Below are 19,893 nucleotides of genomic sequence, written 5' to 3'. Positions count from 1 at the left end.
GAGCCAGGGCGCGCGCAGGGTGCCGACGACATTGCCGCCAAGGCCGACCCAGTTGCCGCTTTTGCCCGCGCCCCAGCGCGGCCCGGCCATCATGATGAACTCGGTGCGCTCCATGTCGGGCATTGCCGCCATGAGCGGGGCATAGACCTCCTCCCACAGCGCCTCCGGCCCCACGATCTGCCCGTGAGGATGGCCCAGCCGGATCTGCGCATCGGGTGCGAAAGCCGCGATGAGTGCGGCGCGCACCGCCGCCCCTTCGCCCGAGCGCAGGGCCCGGCGCAGGGGCGCAAGCAGCGCCTTGTTGTCGTCGTGCAGGCTCACCCTTTCACCGCCCCTGCGGTCAAGCCGCTGACGATCTGGCGCTGGAAGAACATCACCAGCAGGAAGAGCGGCGCGGTGGCCGAGACCACGGCGGCGACGGCGAACATCACGTTGCCCTCCACCTGAGTGGTGCCGAGGAAGCTGGCGATGGCCGGGATCATGGTTTCATTCTCCGACGACAGCAGCATCGAGGTGACCGCGAAGTCGTTGTAGGCCAACAGAAAGCTGAACAGCCCGGTGGTGATGACGCCGGGCCACATGACCGGGATGATCACGTGCCGGAAGGCCTGGAACCGGGTGCATCCGTCGACCATGGCGCTCTCGTCCATGTCCTTAGGGATGTTCAGGAAGAAGCTGTGCAGCATCCAGAGCGTGAAGGGCTGGTTGATGGCCACGAGCACGATGATGGTGGTGGGCAGGATGCCCCAGACGTTCCACTCGAAGAACGGCAGCAGGTAGCCCGAGACCAGCGTGATGTGCGGCATGGCGCGGAAGACCAGCGCGGCCATCAGGATCCAGAAGGCGTAGCGTTTTCCGGAACGCGCCAGAGCGTAGCCGCCCAGCGTGCCGAAGGTAAGCGAGATGATGACGGTGAAGAACACCACGATCAGCGTGTTCAGGACCGGGCGCCAGAATTCCTCTTGCACCCATGCGCCGTAGTAGCCGCGGGTGGTGAAGGCCGCACCAGTCTCGCGGATGGTTTCGGCGCCGGTGAGTGCGTTGGTCCAGTCGGCCTTCGAGAAGAAGTCGGCCTGCACCTTGAAGCTGCCCCAGAGGGTCCAGAAGAACGGGAAGGCGGCGATGACCAGCCATGCGGCGACGAGGGCCAGCGAGATGATCTTCAGCGGCGTGGTGCGGGAGAGGGCCTGTGTGCTCATGGTCGTCTCCTCAGTGGGCTGCTTTGCGGGTGTAGTCGCGCCATGTGCGGATCAGCACCGGCATCAGAAGGATCGCCACGCCGATGATGGTCATCATCGAGGTCGCCCCGGCGGAGCCGTAGAGCGGGTTTCCGCTTTCGCGCAGGTCGTTGTAGATGATCCACGACAGCGTCGGCGCATGGGCCTGGGCCTGGAAGCTGACCACCGGCTCGAAGACCCGGAAGTTATCCATCAGCTGGATCAGGGTGACGAAGGTGACCAGCGGCATCAGGTGCGGGATCGTGACGTAGCGCATGCGCTGCCAGGTGGTGGCGCCGTCGATCATGGCGGCCTCCATCGTGTCTTTCGGCTGGGTCTGGAGCCCGGCGTAGAAGACGATGAAGCTGAAGGGCAGCGAGTGCCAGACGCCATAGACCATGAGCATCATCCAGGTCAGCGCGGGCGAGGCCTTGAGGCTGAGCGAGGGGTCGTCGAAGAGCGATTGCAGCGAGTTGCCGATGATCCCGTCGCCATCGACCATCCAGAACAGGATCAGCGCGCCGACCAGAGGGGTCACGATCATCGGCAGCAGCGAGAAGAAGATGGTGGGACCCTTCAGCAGCTTGGGCAGGTTGTTCACGCCTGTCGCCACGGCGAGGCCCAGCACCAGCACGCAGGGGGTGACGATGGCGGTGTAGGCCATGGTGAAGAGGAGCGCCTTGTAGAACGGCAGGTTGAACATGCGGTTCAGGAAGGCGAGGAAGCCATCGGTGGTGCGCCACGCTTCCGCCACCTCGGCAAAGGCGAGGTGGGAGCGGTTGGTATAGGTCTTCAGCCCGTTGAAGCGCCCGAGCGGCTGCGCCTCGCGCAGGGCCTCGGTGGCGGCGGCATCGACGGCGGTTGTCTCGGAGCAGCCGAAGGGGCCGCAGCTTTCGGAGACCACGAGCACCTGTTCGTGCTCGATGTGAAGCGACTGGATGAAGACCGAGACGATCGGCAGGGCGATGAAGAGGACCATCGCCGAGAGCGTCGGCAGGATGAACCAGAAGAAGGTACGGTTTTTCATCGGCGCGCGCTCCGGCTGCGTGGAAAAGGTGGGAGGGGCCGCTGGAGCCGGCCCCTCCCCTGGGGAGAGACTTACTGGAGGAAGCCCGCTTCCTTGGCGGCGGTGGTGTAGGCCGCCTCGACATCGGCCAGTGCCTGCTCGGCGCTTTCGGCGCCCTTCAGGAAGTCGACCAGCTCGTTGCCCAGCGCGTTGTGCATGATCCCGATCTGCGGGATCATCGGGTAGGGCTTGGCCCCGCCCTGCGCGGTGGCGGCGACACCAGCGGCGGCCGGGCCGGGGGTGAAGCCATCGAGCAGCCAGACGGCATCATCGTTGTTGGCGGCCACCATTTCGGGGGTCATGCCGGAGACGAGCGCCGCGAAGGTGGCCTCGGCCTCCTCGTCGGAGACGTTGCGGGAGATGGTGATGCCATCCCACCAGAGCGTGGCGCCGGGGATGCCGCCGGGCTCAACCGAGGGGGCCTTGGCGAGCACGGTGTTGCCGGTCACCTCGGGGGTGGAGCCCTCATCATCGAGAATGGCAGCGCCGCGCGAGCCCCACATGATGCCGAGCGCGGCCTGACCGGCCTCCCACAGGCCCTGGGTCTCGTTGGAGGCCTGAGTCAGATAGTCGGGGTGGGCGTATTCGACCAGTTTTTTGAGGGTTTCCAGCGCGGCGACACCGGCCTCGCTGTTGACTGTGGGCTCGGCGGTGCCGGGCTTGAAGAACTCGCCGCCATGGGCAAGGAACACGAGGTTGAAGCTTTCACCGATGTTCCAGCCAACCTGCATGTTCATCACCAGCGGATGCTCCATGATCCCGGCGGCGCGAATGGCCTCGGCGGCAGCCAGCAGTTCGTCGTAGGTTTCAGGAACTTTGGTCACGCCGGCCTGCTCGAGAATGTCCTGCCGAACGAAGAGGTGCTGCGCATTGGCCATGAAGGCCACGGCCATCACGTCACCACCGATGGTGATGAGCTGGTTCGGCTTCACGTTGTCACTGTACTTCTCGACGAGGTCGTTCAGCGGGCGCACGAGGTCGTCGTTCATCAGCTGGGTGAGGGTCGAGTTAGCGAGGATGACCGAGGTGTACTCGGCCGGGTTGGGCGTGAGGGCGGCGTTCATGATCTGGCGCGCCTCGGTGGTGTGGTTGCGGGCAAACTCGCTCGCCGCCGTGCCGCAATTGGCCTCGCCCTGATCGACCACGGCATGGATCGCCGGGAAATCGCTGGCGAGGATGCGGATCGACTGGCCTTCGGGCCCGCACATGGCACCGTGGCCTTCTGCAAAGGCCGCCGAACCCATCAGGCCAGCCACGGCCCCGGTAATGGCTATCTTCTTCAGGAACATGTCTCTCTCCCAGACTGTTGCTACGAGCCGCGTCTTTGGGTGGCGGCCCCTGATGATGAGGGCCTCAGGCCCCGAGACGCTGGCCGGTCTGGCCATCGAAGAGGTGGCAGGCGGTGGAAGGCACCGCGATGGAGACCGGATCGTCGATCTCGGCTCGGAAAGACTTGTCGGCGCGCACGGACACCAAGGTCTTGCCGATGCGGACGGTGACCATCGTGGCATCGCCCAGAAGCTCGAGGGTGTAGATCGGCGCGTTGATCTGCCCGCCGCTCTCGACCACCTGTGCGTCCTCCGCGCGGAAGCCGAGCGTGACCTTGCCATCGGGGCCGGTGAGACCCGGGATGTCAGCGTTGGGTGCGGTGAACCGCCCGCCCGAGAGGCTGCCCTCGATCAGATTCATCGCGGGCGATCCTATGAAGCTGGCGACGAAGGTGTTGGCCGGGTTGTCATAGATCTCGGTGGGGCTGCCCACCTGCTGGACGATGCCCTTTTCCATCACCACCACGCGGTCGGCCAGGGTCATGGCCTCGATCTGGTCGTGGGTCACGTAGATGGTGGTGACGGAAAGCTCGTGGCTGAGGTTCTTGATCTGCGCGCGGGTCGAGACCCGCAGCTTGGCGTCGAGGTTCGAGAGCGGCTCGTCCATCAGGAAGACGTTGGGCTCGCGGACGATGGCCCGGGCCAGCGCCACGCGCTGCCGCTGCCCGCCCGAAAGCTCGGCGGGCTTGCGGTGCAGGAACTCGTCAAGCTCCACCATCGCCGAGGCGCGCCGCACTTTCTCGTCATGGGTTGCAGGGTCAATGCCGCGCACCTTGAGCGGAAAGCGGATGTTCTCGTAGACGTTGAGGTTGGGGTAGAGCGCATAGCTCTGGAACACCATCGCCACGTCACGGTCCTTTGGCTCAAGATCGTTGACCACGCGGTCGCCGATCTTGATCTCGCCGGCGGACGGGTCTTCGAGGCCCGCGATCATCCGCATGGTGGTGGTCTTGCCGCAGCCGGACGGGCCCAGAAGAACCAGAAACTCACGGTCCGGGATGGTCAGGTTGAAGTCTTTGACGCCAACGAAACTGCCCCATTTCTTGGACACGTTGTTCAGCTGGATCTCGGCCATTCCGGCTCCCCCATGTGGCCTCGCGATGCGAGATTGCATACGATTGCAAAAACCCTAGACAGGAGCCTGCCGTTTGGGCAAGCCTTTTTTGCAAGCGTATGCAAATTTCGGAGAAAGCCGTGAGTTTCAAGGAAGAAAAGCAAGTCGTGCGGGCGTTCTACAAGGCCCTCGATGCCGCCGCGCCCGAGCGAATCAGCAAGGTCGCCGCGCAGCACATGGCACCCGACTCGCTCTGGCGCGGGTTTCATCCGTTTGGCGAGCTGACCGGCCCTGCCGAAGTTGCAGAAAAATTCTGGCAGCCGCTGCGCCGGTCGCTCACGCGGATGCAGCGCCGGGAGGACATCTTTTTTGCCGGCAAGAACGAGATGGACGGCTTCGGCTCGACATGGGTTGTCTCGATGGGGCACCTCATGGGCCTCTTCGACCAGCCGTGGCTTGGCATTGCCCCCACCGGCAAGATGGCCTTCCTGCGCTACTGCGAGTTCAACCGGGTCGAGGCTGGCCACATCGTGGGAACCGCGATGTATTTCGACATTCCGCACCTGATGATGCAGGCTGGCTTGCAACCTTTTCCGCCGCAGACCGCGGCGCATCTGGTTCAGCCCGGCCCGATCACCCATGATGGATTGCTCTTCGAGGACCGCCCGGAGGAGGAAGGCCGTGCCACTCTTGCAGCGATCAATGCGATGATCGGCGACCTCGGCACATGGCAGCTTGGCCTGCCGCTGGAAGAGGAACTGGCCCGCACATGGCATGACGACATGATCTGGTGGGGCCCTGCAGGGATTGGCGCGACCTACACGATCGAGCGCTATGCCAAGCAGCACTCAGGGCCGTTTCGCGCCGGGTTCAAGGACCGCTCGAAGACCAAGCACCTCGCCAGGCTGGCAGAGGGCAACTACGGCGGCTTCTTCGGCTGGCCCAACTTTACGGCTGTTCCCACCGGCGGGTTCATGGGGATGCCAGGATGCGACCGGCCCGGCGAGATGCGCGTGATCGATATCTACCGCCGGGACGGCGACAAGCTGGCGGAGAACTGGATCTTCATCGACCTGCTGCACTTCTGGAAAACGCTGGGCGTCGACATTCTCGCCCGGATGGAAACCGTGCCGCGCAGCTGACTGTCAGGCAGGCTCCAGCCCGGCGGGGAGGCTCTCGGTCCATTCTCGCAGGGAATCGAGAAAACCCAGTGCAGTGCGGCCGAGGTCGGTGACCTCGTAGTGCACCGAGACAGGCGCGGTTTCCATGACCTGCCGGGTCACCAGCCCCTGCGCCTCGAGCTGGCGGAGGCGCTCGGAGATCATCTTTTTCGAGGCGCCGCCGATCATGCGGGACAGGTCGTTGAACCGCACTGGCCCGTCTTTGAGGTGCCAGAGGATCGACCCTGTCCACTTGCCGCCGATGATCCGCATGCCGCGCTCTATCGGGCAGGGCTCAACACAGGCATTTGCCACCACCCGCCGCCCCTTGGCGTCTTGCTGTACTGTCGCGTCCATCTGCCACCTGCCTCGGCTGATTTATAGGTTACAAAAAGTATACTGGTTGATTTTGGTTCTCTGACTTCACAATTTGCCCTGAACCCGCCGTGAGTCAAGCGGCACAGGCTTTGCAAACAAGGACAGCTGACATGACCAATATCCTCATTCTCAACGGCGCACAGCCCTATGCCTTCTCCCCCGGCGGGCTCAACGCCGCCCTTGCCGAGCGCGCCCGCACCCGGCTTGAAGGTATGGGCCATGAGGTGCGGCTCACCACCGTTGCCGAGGGTTACGATGTGGAAACGGAGGTGGCGCGCCACCAATGGGCCGACGTGGTGCTGATGCAATTTCCGGTGAACTGGATGGGCGCGCCCTGGTCGTTCAAGAAATACATGGACGAGGTCTATACCGCCGGGATGGACGGGCGCCTTTGCGCCGGGGACGGCCGCACCAAGGAGGCTCCCACGGCCAACTACGGCACCGGCGGCACGCTGACGGGCAAGCGCTACATGCTGTCGGCCACCTTCAACGCCCCGCGTGAGGCCTTTGACACCCCTGACGAGCCGTTCTTTCAGGGCATGTCGGTCGACGACCTGCTGCGCCCGCTGCACCTCAATGCGCGGTTCTTCGGCATGAACCCCCTGCCCACCTTTGCCGCCTTCGACGTGATGAAGAATCCCGAGATCGAAGCCGACTTTGCCCGTTTCGATGCTCTGCTCGACACCCAGTTCCGCGAGGCCGCCCATGCCGCAGCCTGATATCCTGCTCTACACCGCCAACACGATGAATGGCTGGAAGCCGCTGATCTTCCTCCATGAAGCCGAAATCGACTACGAGCTGCGGCCCATCGACTTTGGAAAGAAGGAGCAGAAGGAGCCGTGGTATCTCGAGCTCAACCCCAATGGCCGCATCCCCACCATCGTCGACCGTGGCAACGATGACTTCGCCGTTTTCGAGAGCGGGGCGATCCTGTGGTATCTTGCCGAGAAATACGGGCGCTTCCTGCCGGACGATCCGAAGCTGCGCTCGGAGACCCTGCAATGGGTCATGTTCCAGATGGGCGGCATTGGCCCGATGATGGGGCAGGCGATGTTCTTTCAGCGGATCGCCAAGCCCAACGGCGAGGAGGTGCCCTATGCGATCAATCGCTACGTCAGCGAGAGCCGTCGCCTGCTGGAGGTGCTCGACACCCGCCTGAAGGGCCGTGACTGGCTGGTGGGTAATGAGATGACCATCGCCGACATTGCCACCTACCCCTGGGCGCGCACATACTTCTGGGCGACCGTCAGCGTGGAGGGCCTGCCGCATCTGAACCGCTGGTTCGAGCGGATCGATGCCATGCCCCGCGTACAGGAAGCCCTGCAACTGCCCGAGCCCCGGCCTGCGGCCTTTGGCAAGGGCGATATAGACGCCGCCGCGAGCGCCAATGCGGCGCGGTTCAAGGAGTGACACCATGAGCAACATCCCCATCCGCGTGGATATCGTCTCTGACGTCGTCTGCCCGTGGTGCGTGATCGGCTACCATCAGCTGGCGCGTGCCTCCGAGCAGAGCGGCATCGCCATCGAGGTGCATTGGCACCCGTTCGAGCTGAACCCGGGCATGGCGGAGGAAGGCGAGAACCTGCGTGAACATCTCGCGGCCAAATACGGCACCACGCCGGAAGGGTCGCGCGAGGCCCGGCAACGGCTGACCGAGCTTGGCGCATCGCTCGGCTTCGAGTTCAACTATGCCGACGACAGCCGGATGGTGAACACCTTCCGCGCCCACCAGTTGATCGACTGGGCCGCAGGTCTGGGCCGCCAGCACGAGACCAAGCAGGCCCTCTTTCGGGCCTTCTTCACCCGGCGCGAAGACGTGAACGCGCTCGCGGTGCTGGGCGACGTGGCCGAGGAGGTCGGGCTGGACCGTGCCGGTGCGCTGGCGATGTTGGAGAGCGGCGAGTTGGCCGGGACCGTGCGGCAGAAGCAACGGTTCTGGACAGAGCGCGGGATCTCCGGCGTGCCCGCAATGATCTTCGCGCGGCAGCATCTCGTGACCGGGGCGCAGGGCGAGGAGAACTACGCGCGGATCTTGCAGCATTGCCTCGAGACGGAGGCGGCAGAGCGCGCGGGCTGATGCGGTAGCGAGGGGTGCTGGCTCGCGTGCTCGACTTGCAGTGATCCGGTGTGGCGCCGCCCCGTATGCGGCGGCGCCCCCTGCCCCGGCGGTCAGCCCCAGGGGGTGACGAGATACTTCTCGCCCGTGCGCATGGCGCGGTAGTCGAGAACGGCATCCTTGGTCAGCATCTCCTCCAGCGTGACACGCGCCTTGTAGCTGCTGGCGAAGGTGGTGGTGAGGTTGTCGCGCACGCGTTGGCGCATCCGCCCCATGACCTCCGCCCCGACCGACTGAAGGAAGGGGAACAGCAGCCAGCCAGAGAGGGTCCACCCGAAGCCGTAGCTAGGCGTCAGGATGGTCGGGCTGGTGTCCAACCGACCGTAGATGAACATGCGTTTGGGCTGGTTGGAGCCATAGCGCGAGTATTCGGTCATCTTTTCCTTTGCGACCTGCTCCATCACGCGGAAGGCGGTATCGACCAGTTTGCCACCGCCGACCGGGTCGAAGCCGTAGAAGGCGCCGGTTTCGCTGATGGCCGAGGTCAGTTGGGCGAAGAAATCATCGTCCGAGGAGTTCACCACGTGGCTCGTGCCGAGCCCCTTCAGCAGGTCCACCTGATCGGGCTTGCGCACGATGTTCACCAGATCGATACCGTCCTCCTGGCAGATGCGGGTCAGCATCTGGCCGAGGTTCGAGGCGCCAACGGTGTGGAGGATGGCGGACTGCCCGTCTGCCTTGGCATTCTCGACGAAGCCGAGCGCGGTCATCGGGTTTACGAAGGCGCTGGCGCCCTCCTCGGCGGTATGGTCGCCCAGGGGCAGGCACATGGCCGAATCGGCAAGGCAATACTGGCTGTAGGCGTTGCCCGGCACGCAGGACACACGCTGACCGATCAGCGCTTGCGCGGTATCACTCTCGCCAGCGGCAACAACCGTGCCGGCGCCCTCGTTCCCGGCAGGGAGCTTCAGCCCGTGGCGCGCCTTTGAGGCCGCGTTGACGGCCTCGGGCATCCGGGCCACGAACCTGCCGGGCGTGAACTCCGCGGTCTCCATATCGGCGCCACCGACAAGAATGGCGAGGTCTGACGGGTTGATCGGCGCGGCTTCCATCCGCACCAGCACCTGGTTTCCGGTCGGGTCGTCGAACGACACGTCTTCAATGGCGACAGTCAGCCTGCCGTCGGCCTCGAGCGTGGTGAACAGCTGTTTTCCAGTGGTGGCCATGCTGGCCCTCCTTTCTGCGATGTCAGGTCAGGCGGCGATGTAGGCCAGAGGCGTGGAATGTCACCCATCGGGGGCGCAGAAGGGTGGCGGATGGGGAAATGCGTTGGGTGTGGCTGGCGAATGGCTGCCGAGGCGCGCAAATAGTCAGAGGGGCTCGCGCGCCTCGGATCACTATAGGGGAATGTCGATCAAGACATGACCTATATCCGAAACCGCCTTGGTCATGCGCCTGCGAGGTCCTCGGGGAGGATGGCGTCGGGCATGTTCTGGTAGCAGACCGGGCGCAGGAAGCGGCGGATCGAGAGGGTGCCGACGGAGGTTGCGCCGAAGTTCGTCGACGCCGGGTAGGGGCCGCCGTGGACCATGGTGTCGGCCACTTCGACGCCGGTGGGGAAGCCGTTCACCAGGATGCGGCCGGCCTTGCGCTCGAGGATCGGCATGAGGGATTTGGCGCGCTCGGTGTCACCCTCATCCATGTGGATGGTGGCGGTGAGCTGGCCTTCGAAGCCTTTCGCAAGCGTCTCCATCTCTTCTTTACCATTCACCCGTACAACCAGCCCGAGGGGTCCGAAGACCTCCTCGCCGAGCGCATGGTCCTGCAGGTAGGCCTCGGCGTCGGTTTCATAGAGGTTGGGGCTGGCATTGCGGCCCTCGTCGGCGTTGGTCAGCAGCGGCTGCACGGCGTTGCGGCCATCGAACCGGGCCTTGCCGTCTTGATAGGCCTTGGCGATGCCGTCGGTGAGCATGGTCTGCGGGGCGGCCTTGGAGAGCGCCTCCTTGGCGGCGGAGACGAAGGCATCGCCATCGGCGCCCTTCTCGACCACGGCGATGCCGGGGTTGGTGCAGAACTGGCCTGCGCCCATGGTCAGCGATCCGGCCCAGCCTTCGCCCATTGCGGCACCGCGTGCCTTGGCGGCCTCGGGGAGCACGAACATGGGGTTCACGGAGCCGAGCTCACCGAAGAAGGGGATCGGCTCGGGGCGGGCGGCGCAGAGGTTGAAGAGCGCGCGGCCCCCGCCGAGGGAGCCGGTGAAGCCCACGGCCTTGATCAGCGGATGCTCGACGAGGGTGGTGCCCACGTCACGCTTGCCGCCCTGGATCAGGGAGAACACGCCGGGATGGATGCCGCACTTCTGGATCGCGGCGTCGATGGCCTGGGCCACGATCTCGCCGGTGCCGGGGTGTGCCGAGTGGCCTTTGACCACGACCGGGCAGCCCGCGGCCAGCGCGGCGGCGGTGTCGCCGCCGGCGGTGGAGAAGGCGAGCGGGAAGTTGGAGGCGCCGAAGACGGCGACAGGGCCGATCGGGCGCTGGACCATCTTCAGGTCGGGCCGGGGCAGCGGCGCACGGTCGGGCAGCGCCTCGTCATGGCGCACGTCGAGATAGCCGCCGTCGCGGATATGCGACGCGAAGAGGCGGAGCTGGCCGGTGGTGCGGCCACGCTCGCCTTGCAGGCGGGCCTCGGGCAGACCGGTCTCGGAGGTGCCGATCTCGGTGATCTCGTCACCGCGCGCCTCGATCTCGTCGGCGATGGTTTCGAGAAACTTGGCGCGGGTTTCGCGGGAGGAATAGCCGTAGGTCCAGAAGGCTTCTTCAGCGGCTTCGCAGGCCTTGTTCACCAGATCGGGCGTGCCGACACAGAACTCGCGTGCGGCGCCATGGGCCGGCTCTGAGGAAAAAACCTCACTCGCCGTAACCCAGTTGCCTGCGATCAGATGTTTGCCAGTCAGCATGTGAGTAGTCCTCCTTGTTTCAGGCCTTGCGAGCCACTTCGGCGGATCGGGAAACCGCTCTGGCGTGACGAGCGTGGGCGTGCCTCGTGATTCCTGATTTTGGATTATTTGGCATGCCAAAACTCCACACACAAGACAGATCCATGATATTTCAGTGATTTATTGCGCTATATTGCCTATTGAAGTTCGGAAGGTTCGGAAATTATGGTATGCCAAAATCAAATCAGGGCAGTTTGCCCGCGCAAGGGAGACCCCATGGAATGCTGAAGATCGTGAACGCCAAAGTGTCGGCCTATGGGGGCGAAGCGGGGGATGCCTACATCGGCGAGGTCGTGGTGGTGGAGCTTGAAACCGAGAGCGGGCTGGTCGGCACGGGCTTTGCCAGCGCGCCACGTGGCGTGGGGCACATCTTTCGCGATCTGATCGCAAATGTGCTTGCCCCTCAGATCATCGGCGCCAACGCCATGCTGCACCGTGACCTCTGGGAGCGCATGTTCCGGACGATCCCGCGCCGGGGCGGCGAAGGCATCGTGCGGGTCTGCATCTCAGCGCTCGACTTCGCGATCTGGGATCTGCGTGCCAAAGCCGCCAACTGCACGCTTTCAGAGCTTGTAGGCGGACAGCGCGACAAAGTGCCGACCTACATCAACTGTGCCCACCACATGCCGCCCGCCGAGCTGGCCGAGCGGGCAGCCTCCTACGTAGCCGACGGCCACCGCGCTTTAAAGATCCGAGGTGCGCGCAGCCATGTGACCATCCAAGAGGCCGATGCCCGGGTCGCCGCCGTGCGCGAGGCAATCGGGGAGGACGTTCTGCTGATGGTCGATGTGAACGGAACCTGGGACGTGGACACGGCGCTACAGCAGCTCCGCAAATGGGAACGGCACAATATCTACTGGCTGGAGGAGCCGGTGCAGCCAGAGGACTTTGCCGGCTACCGCGCAGTGCGGGTCCGGGCCGGTGACGTGCATATCGCCGGCGGAGAGCAGCATACCTCGCTCCACGAATACCAAGCCTTGATCGAGTACGGCGGCATCGATATCGCCCAACCCAACGCGGCCATCTGCGGCGGGATCACCGAGTGGATGCGGATCCACGATCATGCCGTGGCCCATGGACGCGTCGTCTCGCCGTGGAACCTTCAGCCGATACACATTCATCTCGCATGCGGGCTGCAAAGCGTGAAGTGGCTGGAATACTTCAAATTGGACAACGCCCTGCTGGGCATCCAGACGATGCTCTTTAGCGGTCCGAGAATTTCGGAACGGGTCGAGGCCGACGGGGTCTACCTCGAGCCACCCACGGTGCCGGGCCTAGGGCTGGAGATCAACCCCGAGGCGGCAGAGAAATACAAGCTCGCTTAAGCTCACGGGCTGCAAGAACAATCAAGAAAACATAGGGAGGGCCGGGATTTGGCCACTATCAACTATCTCACCCAGATTGAATTCGGCGCAGGTGAGCTGAACCGGATTGACGAGTTGCGCGCGGGCATTGGGGCAAAGCGGCCGCTGATCGTGACCGACAAGGGCATTGTAGCTGCCGGCTTGCTGGATCGGCTGAACGCCGCGCTTTCCGAGCCGTTGCCTGTGTTCGACGGCACGCCTGGCAACCCGACGGAGGAGGCCGCGCGCGAGGCTGCGACGCAGTTTCGCGCCGAGGGCTGCGACAGCATCATTGCGATGGGCGGCGGCTCCCCCATCGACCTTGCCAAGGCGGTCGGCCTGCTTGTGACCCACGAAGGGGCGCTGGCAACCTATGCTGCCATCGAAGGAGGTATTGCGCGGATCAACCCGATTGTGCCGATCATTGCGATCCCGACCACCTCCGGCACCGGCAGCGAGGTAGGCCGTGCCGCGCTGATGACGCTGGCGGACGGGCGTAAGGTGGGCCTCATCTCTCCACATCTCATTCCGCGACTGGCCCTCTGCGACCCGGAGCTGACCTACGGGTTGCCTGCCGGGCTGACCGCCGCCACCGGCATCGATGCGATCAGCCACTGCGTCGAGACTTATCTCAGCCCGCGCGACAACCCGGTGGCCGACGCCATCGCCCTCGACGGGTTGCAGCGCGCCGTCACCCACATCGAGCGCGCGGTGACCAACCCGGAAGATGCCGAGGCACGGAGCGGCATGATGATGGCGTCACTGCAGGGCGGTCTGTGCTTTCAGAAGGGGCTGGGGGCGATCCACGCGCTCTCGCATCCGCTTGGCGCCTACAAGGACATCAACCCGCACCACGGCACGCTGAATGGCATTCTTCTGGCGCCGGTCCTGCGGCGCAACGCGGCGGCGGCCGCTGACAAATATGCGGAGATCAGCGCGCGGCTCGGGATCGTCGGCGGAGATGTGGCGGGCCATTTCGCGGCGCTCTGCGCCCGCCTGAACCTGCCGAAGACCCTCGGCGAGATCGGCTTCGATGACAGCCAGTGGCAGGACGTGGCCGATGCGGCGCTGAAGGATCACTCGGCGGCCACGAACCCGGTGCCGCTGACCCATGCCGACTATCTGGCGCTACTCGAAGAGGCTGCCTGAAGACTGCTCCGGGCGGCGCTACTGCGCCGCCCGGGAAACCTCAGGCCTTTTTGCTATAGTAGGCGCTGATGGCCGCCGCATCCGACATGGCGTTGCCGTCTTCGGCGTAGCTCACGTAGGTTTCGACCGCGCGGTCGATCAGCGGCATTCCCCCACCCTGCTCCACCACGAAGTCTGCCAGCGCCTTCATGTCTTTGGATAGCTGGCGGGCATAGGCCTTGGGTGGATCGAAATCATCCGATGCCATCTGCTTGTAGGTGCGCTGGAGAATCTGGCTGTCGGCCAGGCCGCCCGCGAGAGCATCCGGGAGCAAGGCGGGGTCGATCCCGGCGCGGCGCGCCAGCGTGATGACCTCTGCCATGAGGACGTAGTTGGTGCCGACGATGGCCTGATTAAGAGTCTTGGCCACCTGCCCTGCCCCGAGCGGACCGAGATGCGTGGCGGCGCGCGTCAGGGCTCCCAGCACAGGGGCGGCGCGCTCCACGTCTGCCGGGGCGCCACCGATCATCGCGGTGAGGGTGCCGGCCTCCGCCGGGTCCGGGCCTCCGGAGACGGGCGCGTCGACCCAGGCCACGCCCTCCCCTTCCATGCGGGAGGCGATCTCCAGCGTCAGATCACGGGCGACAGTGGAGAAATCCACGATCAGCTCCGCGCCGCCGCTGGCCTTGTCGAATCCCTTTGGCCCGAAGCAACAGTTGCGGACAGCCTCTGCGTGAAGCACGCACATGGCGAGGATGTCGCTAGCCTCGCGCACAGCTGCGGGGCTCTCGCCCCAGATCGCGCCATTAGGCACGACCTCGGAGGCACGCTCTGGCTCGAGGTTCCAGACGGTGACCTGAAAGCCCTGCGACAGCAGGCGGCGGACCATCGGTGCACCCATGATGCCCAGCCCGACAAAGCCGATCCGGGGAAGGTTGGCATGTGCAGTCATACGTACTCCATGCGGTAGATGCGGCGGGCGTTGTCGCGGAACATTGCCGCCCGCTCGTCTTCGGAAAAGCCCGAGGTGATCTCGGCGAACCCGTCGAATATGGTCTCGAAGCTGGCGACGAGGGAGTCGACGGGAAAGTTGGAAGCGAACATGACGCGCTCGGACGAGAAGGCCTCGATGGCGGTCAGAACGATGTTGCGGTTGTCGTCCACTCGCCAGGGCTGACCAGGCAGCCCGAGGCCGGAGATCTTGAGCGCGACATTGGGGTGCTCAGCCATGCGTTGCAGAGCCTCCCGCCAGCGGGCGAGCGGCTCTGGCGCCCGGTCAGCGGGCAGGCCGGTGTGATTGAGTATGATCTGGGTTTCGGGAAAGTCACGGGCAAGGTCGGCGGCGGCATCGAGGTGCCACCACGGCGTCTGCAGGTCGAACGACAGGCCATTGGGCGCAAGCAGCGCGTAGCCCTCGCGCCAGGCCGGATCGTCCATCGAACCGGGCGCTCCGCGCGCGGCCTTCTCCGCCGTTGCGGCGGAGGCTGGTTTGTGGCGGATGCCGCGCACCAGCGGATGTGCGCCGTGGGCTGCCAGCACCTCTTCACGGCCCGCCCGGTCGAGCCAGGCCTGCGCCACCACGACCGTCGGCAAGCCCGAGTCACGGCTGATGGCGGTGATCCACTCCACCTCGCCCAACGGGTCTGCCGGGTCATACTCGGTTTCGACGTAGACCGAGCCGGCAACCTCATACTTTCCGGCGTCGGCCCGGTAATCCGCAGGCAGGTAAGGACGCCTCAGAGCGGAATAATCACCGTAGCGGAAGGGGATCGGCGCGTCATCACACAGCCAGGGATGGTAATTTTGCGTCGGGTCCCAGATGTGGTGGTGGGCGTCGATGATCTGCATTGCCCTCAGGCTCCGCGGGTGCGGTCAAGCTCGTGAAGCATTTCCACCCGGCGCACATGGTCGTCGGTCGCGTCGAACTCGGCTTCGACATAGGCCTTGACCAGATCACGCGCCAGCCAAGGGCCGACGATCTGGGCGCCGATGCACATCACGTTCACATCGTCATGTTCGACGCCTTGGTGGGCGCAGTGCACATCGTGCCCGATGGAGGCGCGGATGCCGGCACGTTTGTTGGCCGCGATCACCGCGCCCACGCCGGTGCCGCAGATGAGCAGTCCACGATCGGCCGAACCATCGAGCACCGCATCGCAGACCTTGCCGGAGATTACCGGAAAATCCACGGGTGCGGGATTGTAGGAGCCGACATCGGTGATTTCGTGACCGAGTTCTTGAAGGTACTCGACAACCGAGGCCTTGAGCGGAAAGCCCGCATGATCGGATCCGACGACAAGTTTCATGGCAGTCTCCTTTTCGGGTGTTAACGGATCATCTTGGGCAGGAACAGCGACAGTTCCGGCACAAGGGTGAGCAGAAGAAGTGTTGCGACGAGCGGGATGTAGAAGGGCATCATCGCCTTCAGGATCGCACGCATCGACACTTGGGCAATATCAGTGATGAGGAAGAGTGAGAGCCCCATCGGCGGCGTCACCAGCCCCAGCATCAGGTTGAAGATCGCCACGATACCAAGGTGCACCGGATCGACACCTGCCGCGTGCAACGGGCCGGCGATGATGGGGATGATGAGCAGCGTGGCCGTCGTGCTGTCGAGGAACATGCCGGCGATCAGCAGGATCAGGTTGACGATCATCAGCAGCATCACCGGATCCTGCGAGATCGAGGTGAGCGTGGCGGCAAAGCTCTGCGGGATCTGCTCGATGGCAAGAATCCAGCCGAAGAGCGCGGCGGCCGAGACGATGATGAGGATCGCGGCGGTGCTCTTGATGGTCTCGTAGGCGGCATAAAGGATGTGGCCGATCGTCAGCTCGCGGTAAACGATGCTGCTGATGAAGATCACGTAGAACACGGTGACGGAGGCTGCTTCGGTGGGTGTGAACCAGCCCAGAAGCATGCCGCCCACCAACAACACAGGCGTGAGCAGCGCCGGGATTGCGGGCCACAGAGCGGCTTGGATCTCGGAGGGGCGCGCCCAGCGTTCGGCGCGGGGCAGGTTCTTTCGATAGGCGATGATGACCGTGGCGATCATCAGCATCAGCACGCAAACGATCGCCGGGATGATGCCGGCCAGCAGGAGCTGCACGATAGAGACGCCGGTGACCGAGCCGTAGATGATGAGCGGGATCGACGGCGGAAAGATCGGGCCGACAACAGCAGATGAGGCGGTGACAGCGCCCGCGAAGGAACGCGAAAAGCCGCGCTCGGCCATCGCCTTGATCTCGATCTTGCCGAGGCCGCCCACATCGGCCAGCGCCGCGCCGCTCATGCCGGAAAAGATAAGGCTGGAGAAGATGTTGACCTGCGCCAGCCCGCCCGGCACCCGGCCCACCAACGTATCGGCGAAGCGGAAGATGCGGGCCGTGACGCCGGCCTGATTCATCAGGTTGCCGACGAAGATAAAGACAGGCACCGCGACAAGAGGAAAGCTGTCGAGCGCGTAGGTCATCCGCTGGCCGATCAGCTCGATCGGGAAGCCATTGAGCGCGATGTAGAGCGCCGATGGCACGAGAATGGACAGGACGATGGGAAAGCCCATCAGGAACATGCCGGCGAACACGGCGAGGATCAGGTAGCCCACGTCGGACCTCGAAGATTTGCAGTCTGGAAACAGGGGCTCACAGCGAGAGCTCCTCGGTGGGTTGCTCGGCGGCGAATGTCACGTACATCGGCAGCCCCATGAGCGCTTTCCAGGCCAGCAGTGCAAACTCCAGCGCGGCGCAGAAGAAGCCGACCGCCGTGGCCGAAAAGAAGATGTAGTAGGGGATGCCCAGCGTGGGCGTCGCGTTGTTCAGGTTTTTCAGCGTCGCGGTCAGCACCGACCAAGAGGCGAAGGTGAAGGCGGCTAGGCCCAGTAGTGCGATCATCACCCGCAGAGCGCGCTGCACCCATTCGGGGAACACGTGCTGGACTTCCTCCATTCGGACGCTTGCACCGGAGGAGACCGTATAGGGAATGGTCAGCATCACGACACTGATGAGCATGAAGCGCGAGAGCTCGTCAGCCCCGATCAGCGGGATGCTGAAAAACTGCCGCATGATGACCTGTGCCATTGGCGTTGCGATCATGACGGCCAGGATCACGAGCCCCGCCAACCGCAGGATCTTGCGCACCGGGTTCAGGATGCGGTCGGCCAGAAGGGCGTTGGTCGGGAGCGCGGCGGCTTGCGCTCCGGCTTCGGGATCATGCGACACAGGGCATGCCTCTCCGTCGGACTTGGGTTTGGAACTTTGGGGGAGGGAGAGCGGGCTCCCCCTCCCCGCTGGGGATCACTCGATCGCGGCGATCTGTTCGATGTAGGGCGCCCAGGTCGGGAAATCCTCGTTCACTTGTGCAACCACGCCGGCACGGAACTCGTCAAGCTTGAGACCGTCTTCGGCTGTGATGAAGGTCATGCCCTTTTCGGTCAGCTCACCCACCAGATCCTGCTCGGCCTGCTGGGCCGTCGCGAGAGTTTCATAGGCCAGCTCGTCGAGCGCATCCAAAACCTTCTCCCGGTTCTCTTCGGAGATCGACTGCCATGCATCCTCGTTGATGAAGACGGGCAGCACGTTCTGCATGTGGCCGGTCAGCATGACATGGCTCTGCACTTCGTAGAGCTTGTTGGCGTTGATCATGGTGAGCGGGTTTTCCTGCCCCACGACCATGCCGGTCATAAGAGCCGTTGGCAGCTCACTCACCTCGACTGGCGTCGGGATGGCACCGAAGCCCTTGATCATCGTCGTCCAGAGCTGGAGCGGCACGCCGCGGAACGGCTGCCCCTCGAGATCGGCGGGCGAGTAGACCGGCATCTTGGCGGTCATCTGGCGGGCGCCGCGGAACAGGCGGCCGATGACACGCATGTTGCCGTTCTCGATCAGCTGTTCGTTGAATGCCTGAAGCACCGGCGAAGTGCGCGGATCGGTGGCCTTCAACGCGTGCTCGCCGTCGCGGTAGATGAACGGGGCGTTGAACACGGCGATATCTTCAACCAGCTGCGCCAGCGAGGCGAACTCGTGGTGCGCCATAGTAATCGAGCCGGAACGGACGCCGTCGATGGTTTCCTGGACGCCGCCGAGTTGCGAGTTGGGGAACACGGTGACGGTGACATCGCCGCCGGTGGCCTCTGGAATGCGGGTCGCCGTTTCGGCGGCGAACCAGTGCTGGATGTCACCTTCGGAACCGACGTGAGCGTAACGCAGACTTTGTGCGCCAGCGGTGGACGCGGCGAGTGCAGCCGTGACGGCGAGCGCCGCAGACGCCAGCCGGATGGAACTGAGCTTCATGGTATTCCTCCCAATTGATTGTCTGGCCGAGCCAGGGAGACGCCTCCCTTGGTCGCCTCTGATGCGCATTCTTGTATGCAAGATTTTTGATCGTCAATAGGCGAAGCGAAAGAAATCTGGCTTGACTGGAGAAGTAACGCCTTCAGTGCAGGGAACTCAGCCCGCCAAACAGACCTTCACTCCTGCGCCATCTGCTCCCGCGCATGGCGCTGAGAAAAGGATAGGCCGTTCATGAAGTGCTCGCGCGTCATCTGCGCCAGCTTGGCCCCATCGCGGGCGCCAAGCGCCGCCAGCATGCGGGAGTGTTCCGACACCGCGGCAAGCCAACGCTTGCGGTCAAGGTTGGCAACGGCACGCGCCCGCTCCACGCGCGGCACCAACACCTCCCAGCTCGCCAGCAGCACCGGATTGCGAGCGAACTCTACGACACGACGATGGATCAAGTGGTTGATCGCCAGGTACTCGCTGCGGTCGCCGTGCTCATAAGCCTCAAGCATTTTGCTATGCAGGTCAACGACTTCAGCGAACTCTCCCTGTGTCATCAAAGTGCAGGCAATCTCGCCCGCCGTGGCTTCGAGCGCGGCGACGACCACGTAGATATGCTCCAGATCCTCAGCGCTCAACTTGGCGACGACCGGGGATTTGTTAGGGGAAAGTTCGATGAGCCCCTCGGCCGCCAGCCCCTTCACCGCCTCGCGGAACGGTGTGCGCGACACACCGAAGAGCTGGCAATAGTGCGATTCGCGAAGCCGTTCGCCCGGCGCCAGCTCGCCCGACACGATCATGTCGCGCAGCTTCTGCGTGGTCGCCACATGCAGCGCGCCCTTGCGGCGGTTCGCCTCTGCATTCTCGGGTAGCTTGGCCATGACACCTTTTCCTC

Annotated in this window: 20 protein-coding genes and 1 pseudogene; 6 read left to right on the top strand and 15 right to left on the bottom strand. The window is 64.3% G+C overall.

The annotated features are described in order from the left end of the window. From DYI42_RS03040 to DYI42_RS03020, 5 genes and pseudogenes are all read right to left on the bottom strand, one after another. Nucleotides 1-321: pseudogene (locus DYI42_RS03040) on the bottom strand (ester cyclase); the annotation flags it as partial. Then, nucleotides 318-1,199: a carbohydrate ABC transporter permease gene (locus DYI42_RS03035; RefSeq protein ID WP_213544443.1), complete on the bottom strand. Its 882-nt coding sequence runs from the start codon at nt 1,197-1,199 to the stop codon at nt 318-320. The gene DYI42_RS03035 and the pseudogene DYI42_RS03040, both read right to left, overlap by 4 nt. A 10-nt stretch (nt 1,200-1,209) precedes the next feature. Continuing rightward, nucleotides 1,210-2,244, bottom strand: coding sequence for a carbohydrate ABC transporter permease (locus DYI42_RS03030; protein ID WP_213544442.1), 1,035 nt, complete (start codon nt 2,242-2,244; stop codon nt 1,210-1,212). 71 nt (nt 2,245-2,315) lie between these two features. Continuing rightward, nucleotides 2,316-3,572 (bottom strand): ABC transporter substrate-binding protein, encoded by a 1,257-nt coding sequence (locus DYI42_RS03025; RefSeq protein ID WP_213544441.1) that lies wholly within the window; start codon nt 3,570-3,572, stop codon nt 2,316-2,318. A 64-nt stretch (nt 3,573-3,636) separates the two neighbouring features. Beyond that, nucleotides 3,637-4,686 carry an ABC transporter ATP-binding protein gene (locus tag DYI42_RS03020; RefSeq protein WP_213544440.1) on the bottom strand — a complete coding sequence of 350 codons (1,050 nt, stop codon included), beginning with the start codon at nt 4,684-4,686 and terminating at the stop codon, nt 3,637-3,639. A 98-nt stretch (nt 4,687-4,784) separates the two neighbouring features. Here DYI42_RS03020 and DYI42_RS03015 point away from each other — a divergent pair, with 98 nt between their 5' ends. Beyond that, nucleotides 4,785-5,807, top strand: coding sequence for a nuclear transport factor 2 family protein (locus DYI42_RS03015; protein WP_213544439.1), 1,023 nt, complete (start codon nt 4,785-4,787; stop codon nt 5,805-5,807). Between the two features lie 3 nt (nt 5,808-5,810). On the opposite strand, the gene DYI42_RS03010 is transcribed toward DYI42_RS03015, so the two are convergent. Then, on the bottom strand, nt 5,811-6,182 hold the full coding sequence (locus DYI42_RS03010; RefSeq protein WP_213544438.1) for a winged helix-turn-helix transcriptional regulator: 372 nt from the start codon (nt 6,180-6,182) through the stop codon (nt 5,811-5,813). A gap of 131 nt (nt 6,183-6,313) precedes the next feature. Between DYI42_RS03010 and DYI42_RS03005 the strand changes: the two genes are divergently transcribed. From DYI42_RS03005 to DYI42_RS02995, 3 genes are read left to right on the top strand one after another with little or no spacing between them, the layout of a single operon-like run. Then, the gene (locus DYI42_RS03005; RefSeq protein WP_213544437.1) at nt 6,314-6,922 is read left to right on the top strand and encodes an NAD(P)H-dependent oxidoreductase; all 609 of its coding nucleotides are present in this window, start codon (nt 6,314-6,316) and stop codon (nt 6,920-6,922) included. Then, nucleotides 6,909-7,613: a glutathione S-transferase family protein gene (locus tag DYI42_RS03000; RefSeq protein WP_213544436.1), complete on the top strand. Its 705-nt coding sequence runs from the start codon at nt 6,909-6,911 to the stop codon at nt 7,611-7,613. The genes DYI42_RS03005 and DYI42_RS03000 overlap by 14 nt, the downstream gene beginning before the upstream one ends. A gap of 4 nt (nt 7,614-7,617) precedes the next feature. Beyond that, on the top strand, nt 7,618-8,280 hold the full coding sequence (locus DYI42_RS02995; RefSeq protein ID WP_244867451.1) for a DsbA family oxidoreductase: 663 nt from the start codon (nt 7,618-7,620) through the stop codon (nt 8,278-8,280). Between the two features lie 92 nt (nt 8,281-8,372). Here the strand turns inward: DYI42_RS02995 and DYI42_RS02990 are convergent, their stop codons facing one another. Together DYI42_RS02990 and DYI42_RS02985 are read right to left on the bottom strand one after the other, a co-directional pair. Then, the gene (locus DYI42_RS02990; RefSeq protein WP_213544434.1) at nt 8,373-9,485 is read right to left on the bottom strand and encodes a zinc-binding dehydrogenase; all 1,113 of its coding nucleotides are present in this window, start codon (nt 9,483-9,485) and stop codon (nt 8,373-8,375) included. Nucleotides 9,486-9,706: 221 nt separating this feature from the next. Further along, on the bottom strand, nt 9,707-11,218 hold the full coding sequence (locus DYI42_RS02985) for an aldehyde dehydrogenase (NADP(+)) (protein WP_213544433.1): 1,512 nt from the start codon (nt 11,216-11,218) through the stop codon (nt 9,707-9,709). A 260-nt stretch (nt 11,219-11,478) separates the two neighbouring features. Here DYI42_RS02985 and DYI42_RS02980 point away from each other — a divergent pair, with 260 nt between their 5' ends. Both DYI42_RS02980 and DYI42_RS02975 read left to right on the top strand, forming a co-directional pair. Further along, nucleotides 11,479-12,582 (top strand): mandelate racemase/muconate lactonizing enzyme family protein, encoded by a 1,104-nt coding sequence (locus DYI42_RS02980; protein ID WP_213544432.1) that lies wholly within the window; start codon nt 11,479-11,481, stop codon nt 12,580-12,582. Between the two features lie 48 nt (nt 12,583-12,630). After that, nucleotides 12,631-13,749, top strand: a complete 1,119-nt coding sequence (locus tag DYI42_RS02975) for an iron-containing alcohol dehydrogenase (protein ID WP_213544431.1) — start codon at nt 12,631-12,633, stop codon at nt 13,747-13,749. Between the two features lie 40 nt (nt 13,750-13,789). Here DYI42_RS02975 and DYI42_RS02970 read toward each other — a convergent pair whose 3' ends face one another. From DYI42_RS02970 to DYI42_RS02940, 7 genes are all read right to left on the bottom strand, one after another. Next, nucleotides 13,790-14,680 carry an NAD(P)-dependent oxidoreductase gene (locus tag DYI42_RS02970; RefSeq protein ID WP_213544430.1) on the bottom strand — a complete coding sequence of 297 codons (891 nt, stop codon included), beginning with the start codon at nt 14,678-14,680 and terminating at the stop codon, nt 13,790-13,792. Continuing rightward, nucleotides 14,677-15,576: an amidohydrolase family protein gene (locus DYI42_RS02965; protein ID WP_213544429.1), complete on the bottom strand. Its 900-nt coding sequence runs from the start codon at nt 15,574-15,576 to the stop codon at nt 14,677-14,679. Before DYI42_RS02965 ends, DYI42_RS02970 begins: the two co-directional genes overlap by 4 nt. 5 nt (nt 15,577-15,581) lie before the next feature. Then, on the bottom strand, nt 15,582-16,034 hold the full coding sequence (gene rpiB / locus DYI42_RS02960; RefSeq protein ID WP_213544428.1) for a ribose 5-phosphate isomerase B: 453 nt from the start codon (nt 16,032-16,034) through the stop codon (nt 15,582-15,584). A 20-nt stretch (nt 16,035-16,054) separates the two neighbouring features. Then, the gene (locus tag DYI42_RS02955) at nt 16,055-17,329 is read right to left on the bottom strand and encodes a TRAP transporter large permease (protein WP_213544427.1); all 1,275 of its coding nucleotides are present in this window, start codon (nt 17,327-17,329) and stop codon (nt 16,055-16,057) included. A 37-nt stretch (nt 17,330-17,366) separates the two neighbouring features. Beyond that, a complete protein-coding gene (locus tag DYI42_RS02950) occupies nt 17,367-17,942 on the bottom strand; it encodes a TRAP transporter small permease (RefSeq protein ID WP_213544426.1) in 576 nt (191 codons plus the stop codon). Nucleotides 17,943-18,017: 75 nt separating this feature from the next. Further along, a complete protein-coding gene (locus DYI42_RS02945) occupies nt 18,018-19,013 on the bottom strand; it encodes a TRAP transporter substrate-binding protein (protein ID WP_213544425.1) in 996 nt (331 codons plus the stop codon). Nucleotides 19,014-19,189: 176 nt separating this feature from the next. Beyond that, a complete protein-coding gene (locus DYI42_RS02940) occupies nt 19,190-19,879 on the bottom strand; it encodes a GntR family transcriptional regulator (RefSeq protein WP_213544424.1) in 690 nt (229 codons plus the stop codon). Between the last annotated feature and the right edge of the window lie 14 nt (nt 19,880-19,893).

The sequence above is a fragment of the Vannielia litorea genome (genome assembly GCF_018424695.1).
In the GTDB taxonomy this organism is placed as follows: Bacteria; Pseudomonadota; Alphaproteobacteria; order Rhodobacterales; family Rhodobacteraceae; genus Vannielia; species Vannielia litorea_A.
This window is presented reverse-complemented; position numbering and strand designations above follow the sequence as displayed.

Bases quoted from the DNA above. Each gene is read 5' to 3' on its own strand.
- DYI42_RS02940 (WP_213544424.1), bottom strand. From the start codon at position 19,879: ATGGCCAAGCTACCCGAGAATGCAGAGGCGAACCGCCGCAAGGGCGCG.
- DYI42_RS02945 (WP_213544425.1), bottom strand. From the start codon at position 19,013: ATGAAGCTCAGTTCCATCCGGCTGGCGTCTGCGGCGCTCGCCGTCACG.
- DYI42_RS03030 (WP_213544442.1), bottom strand. From the start codon at position 2,244: ATGAAAAACCGTACCTTCTTCTGGTTCATCCTGCCGACGCTCTCGGCG.
- DYI42_RS02995 (WP_244867451.1), top strand. From the start codon at position 7,618: ATGAGCAACATCCCCATCCGCGTGGATATCGTCTCTGACGTCGTCTGC.
- DYI42_RS02985 (WP_213544433.1), bottom strand. From the start codon at position 11,218: ATGCTGACTGGCAAACATCTGATCGCAGGCAACTGGGTTACGGCGAGT.
- DYI42_RS03020 (WP_213544440.1), bottom strand. From the start codon at position 4,686: ATGGCCGAGATCCAGCTGAACAACGTGTCCAAGAAATGGGGCAGTTTC.
- DYI42_RS03015 (WP_213544439.1), top strand. From the start codon at position 4,785: ATGCAAATTTCGGAGAAAGCCGTGAGTTTCAAGGAAGAAAAGCAAGTC.
- DYI42_RS03000 (WP_213544436.1), top strand. From the start codon at position 6,909: ATGCCGCAGCCTGATATCCTGCTCTACACCGCCAACACGATGAATGGC.
- DYI42_RS02980 (WP_213544432.1), top strand. From the start codon at position 11,479: ATGCTGAAGATCGTGAACGCCAAAGTGTCGGCCTATGGGGGCGAAGCG.
- DYI42_RS03025 (WP_213544441.1), bottom strand. From the start codon at position 3,572: ATGTTCCTGAAGAAGATAGCCATTACCGGGGCCGTGGCTGGCCTGATG.
- DYI42_RS03005 (WP_213544437.1), top strand. From the start codon at position 6,314: ATGACCAATATCCTCATTCTCAACGGCGCACAGCCCTATGCCTTCTCC.
- DYI42_RS03035 (WP_213544443.1), bottom strand. From the start codon at position 1,199: ATGAGCACACAGGCCCTCTCCCGCACCACGCCGCTGAAGATCATCTCG.
- rpiB (WP_213544428.1), bottom strand. From the start codon at position 16,034: ATGAAACTTGTCGTCGGATCCGATCATGCGGGCTTTCCGCTCAAGGCC.
- DYI42_RS02970 (WP_213544430.1), bottom strand. From the start codon at position 14,680: ATGACTGCACATGCCAACCTTCCCCGGATCGGCTTTGTCGGGCTGGGC.
- DYI42_RS02990 (WP_213544434.1), bottom strand. From the start codon at position 9,485: ATGGCCACCACTGGAAAACAGCTGTTCACCACGCTCGAGGCCGACGGC.
- DYI42_RS02965 (WP_213544429.1), bottom strand. From the start codon at position 15,576: ATGCAGATCATCGACGCCCACCACCACATCTGGGACCCGACGCAAAAT.
- DYI42_RS03010 (WP_213544438.1), bottom strand. From the start codon at position 6,182: ATGGACGCGACAGTACAGCAAGACGCCAAGGGGCGGCGGGTGGTGGCA.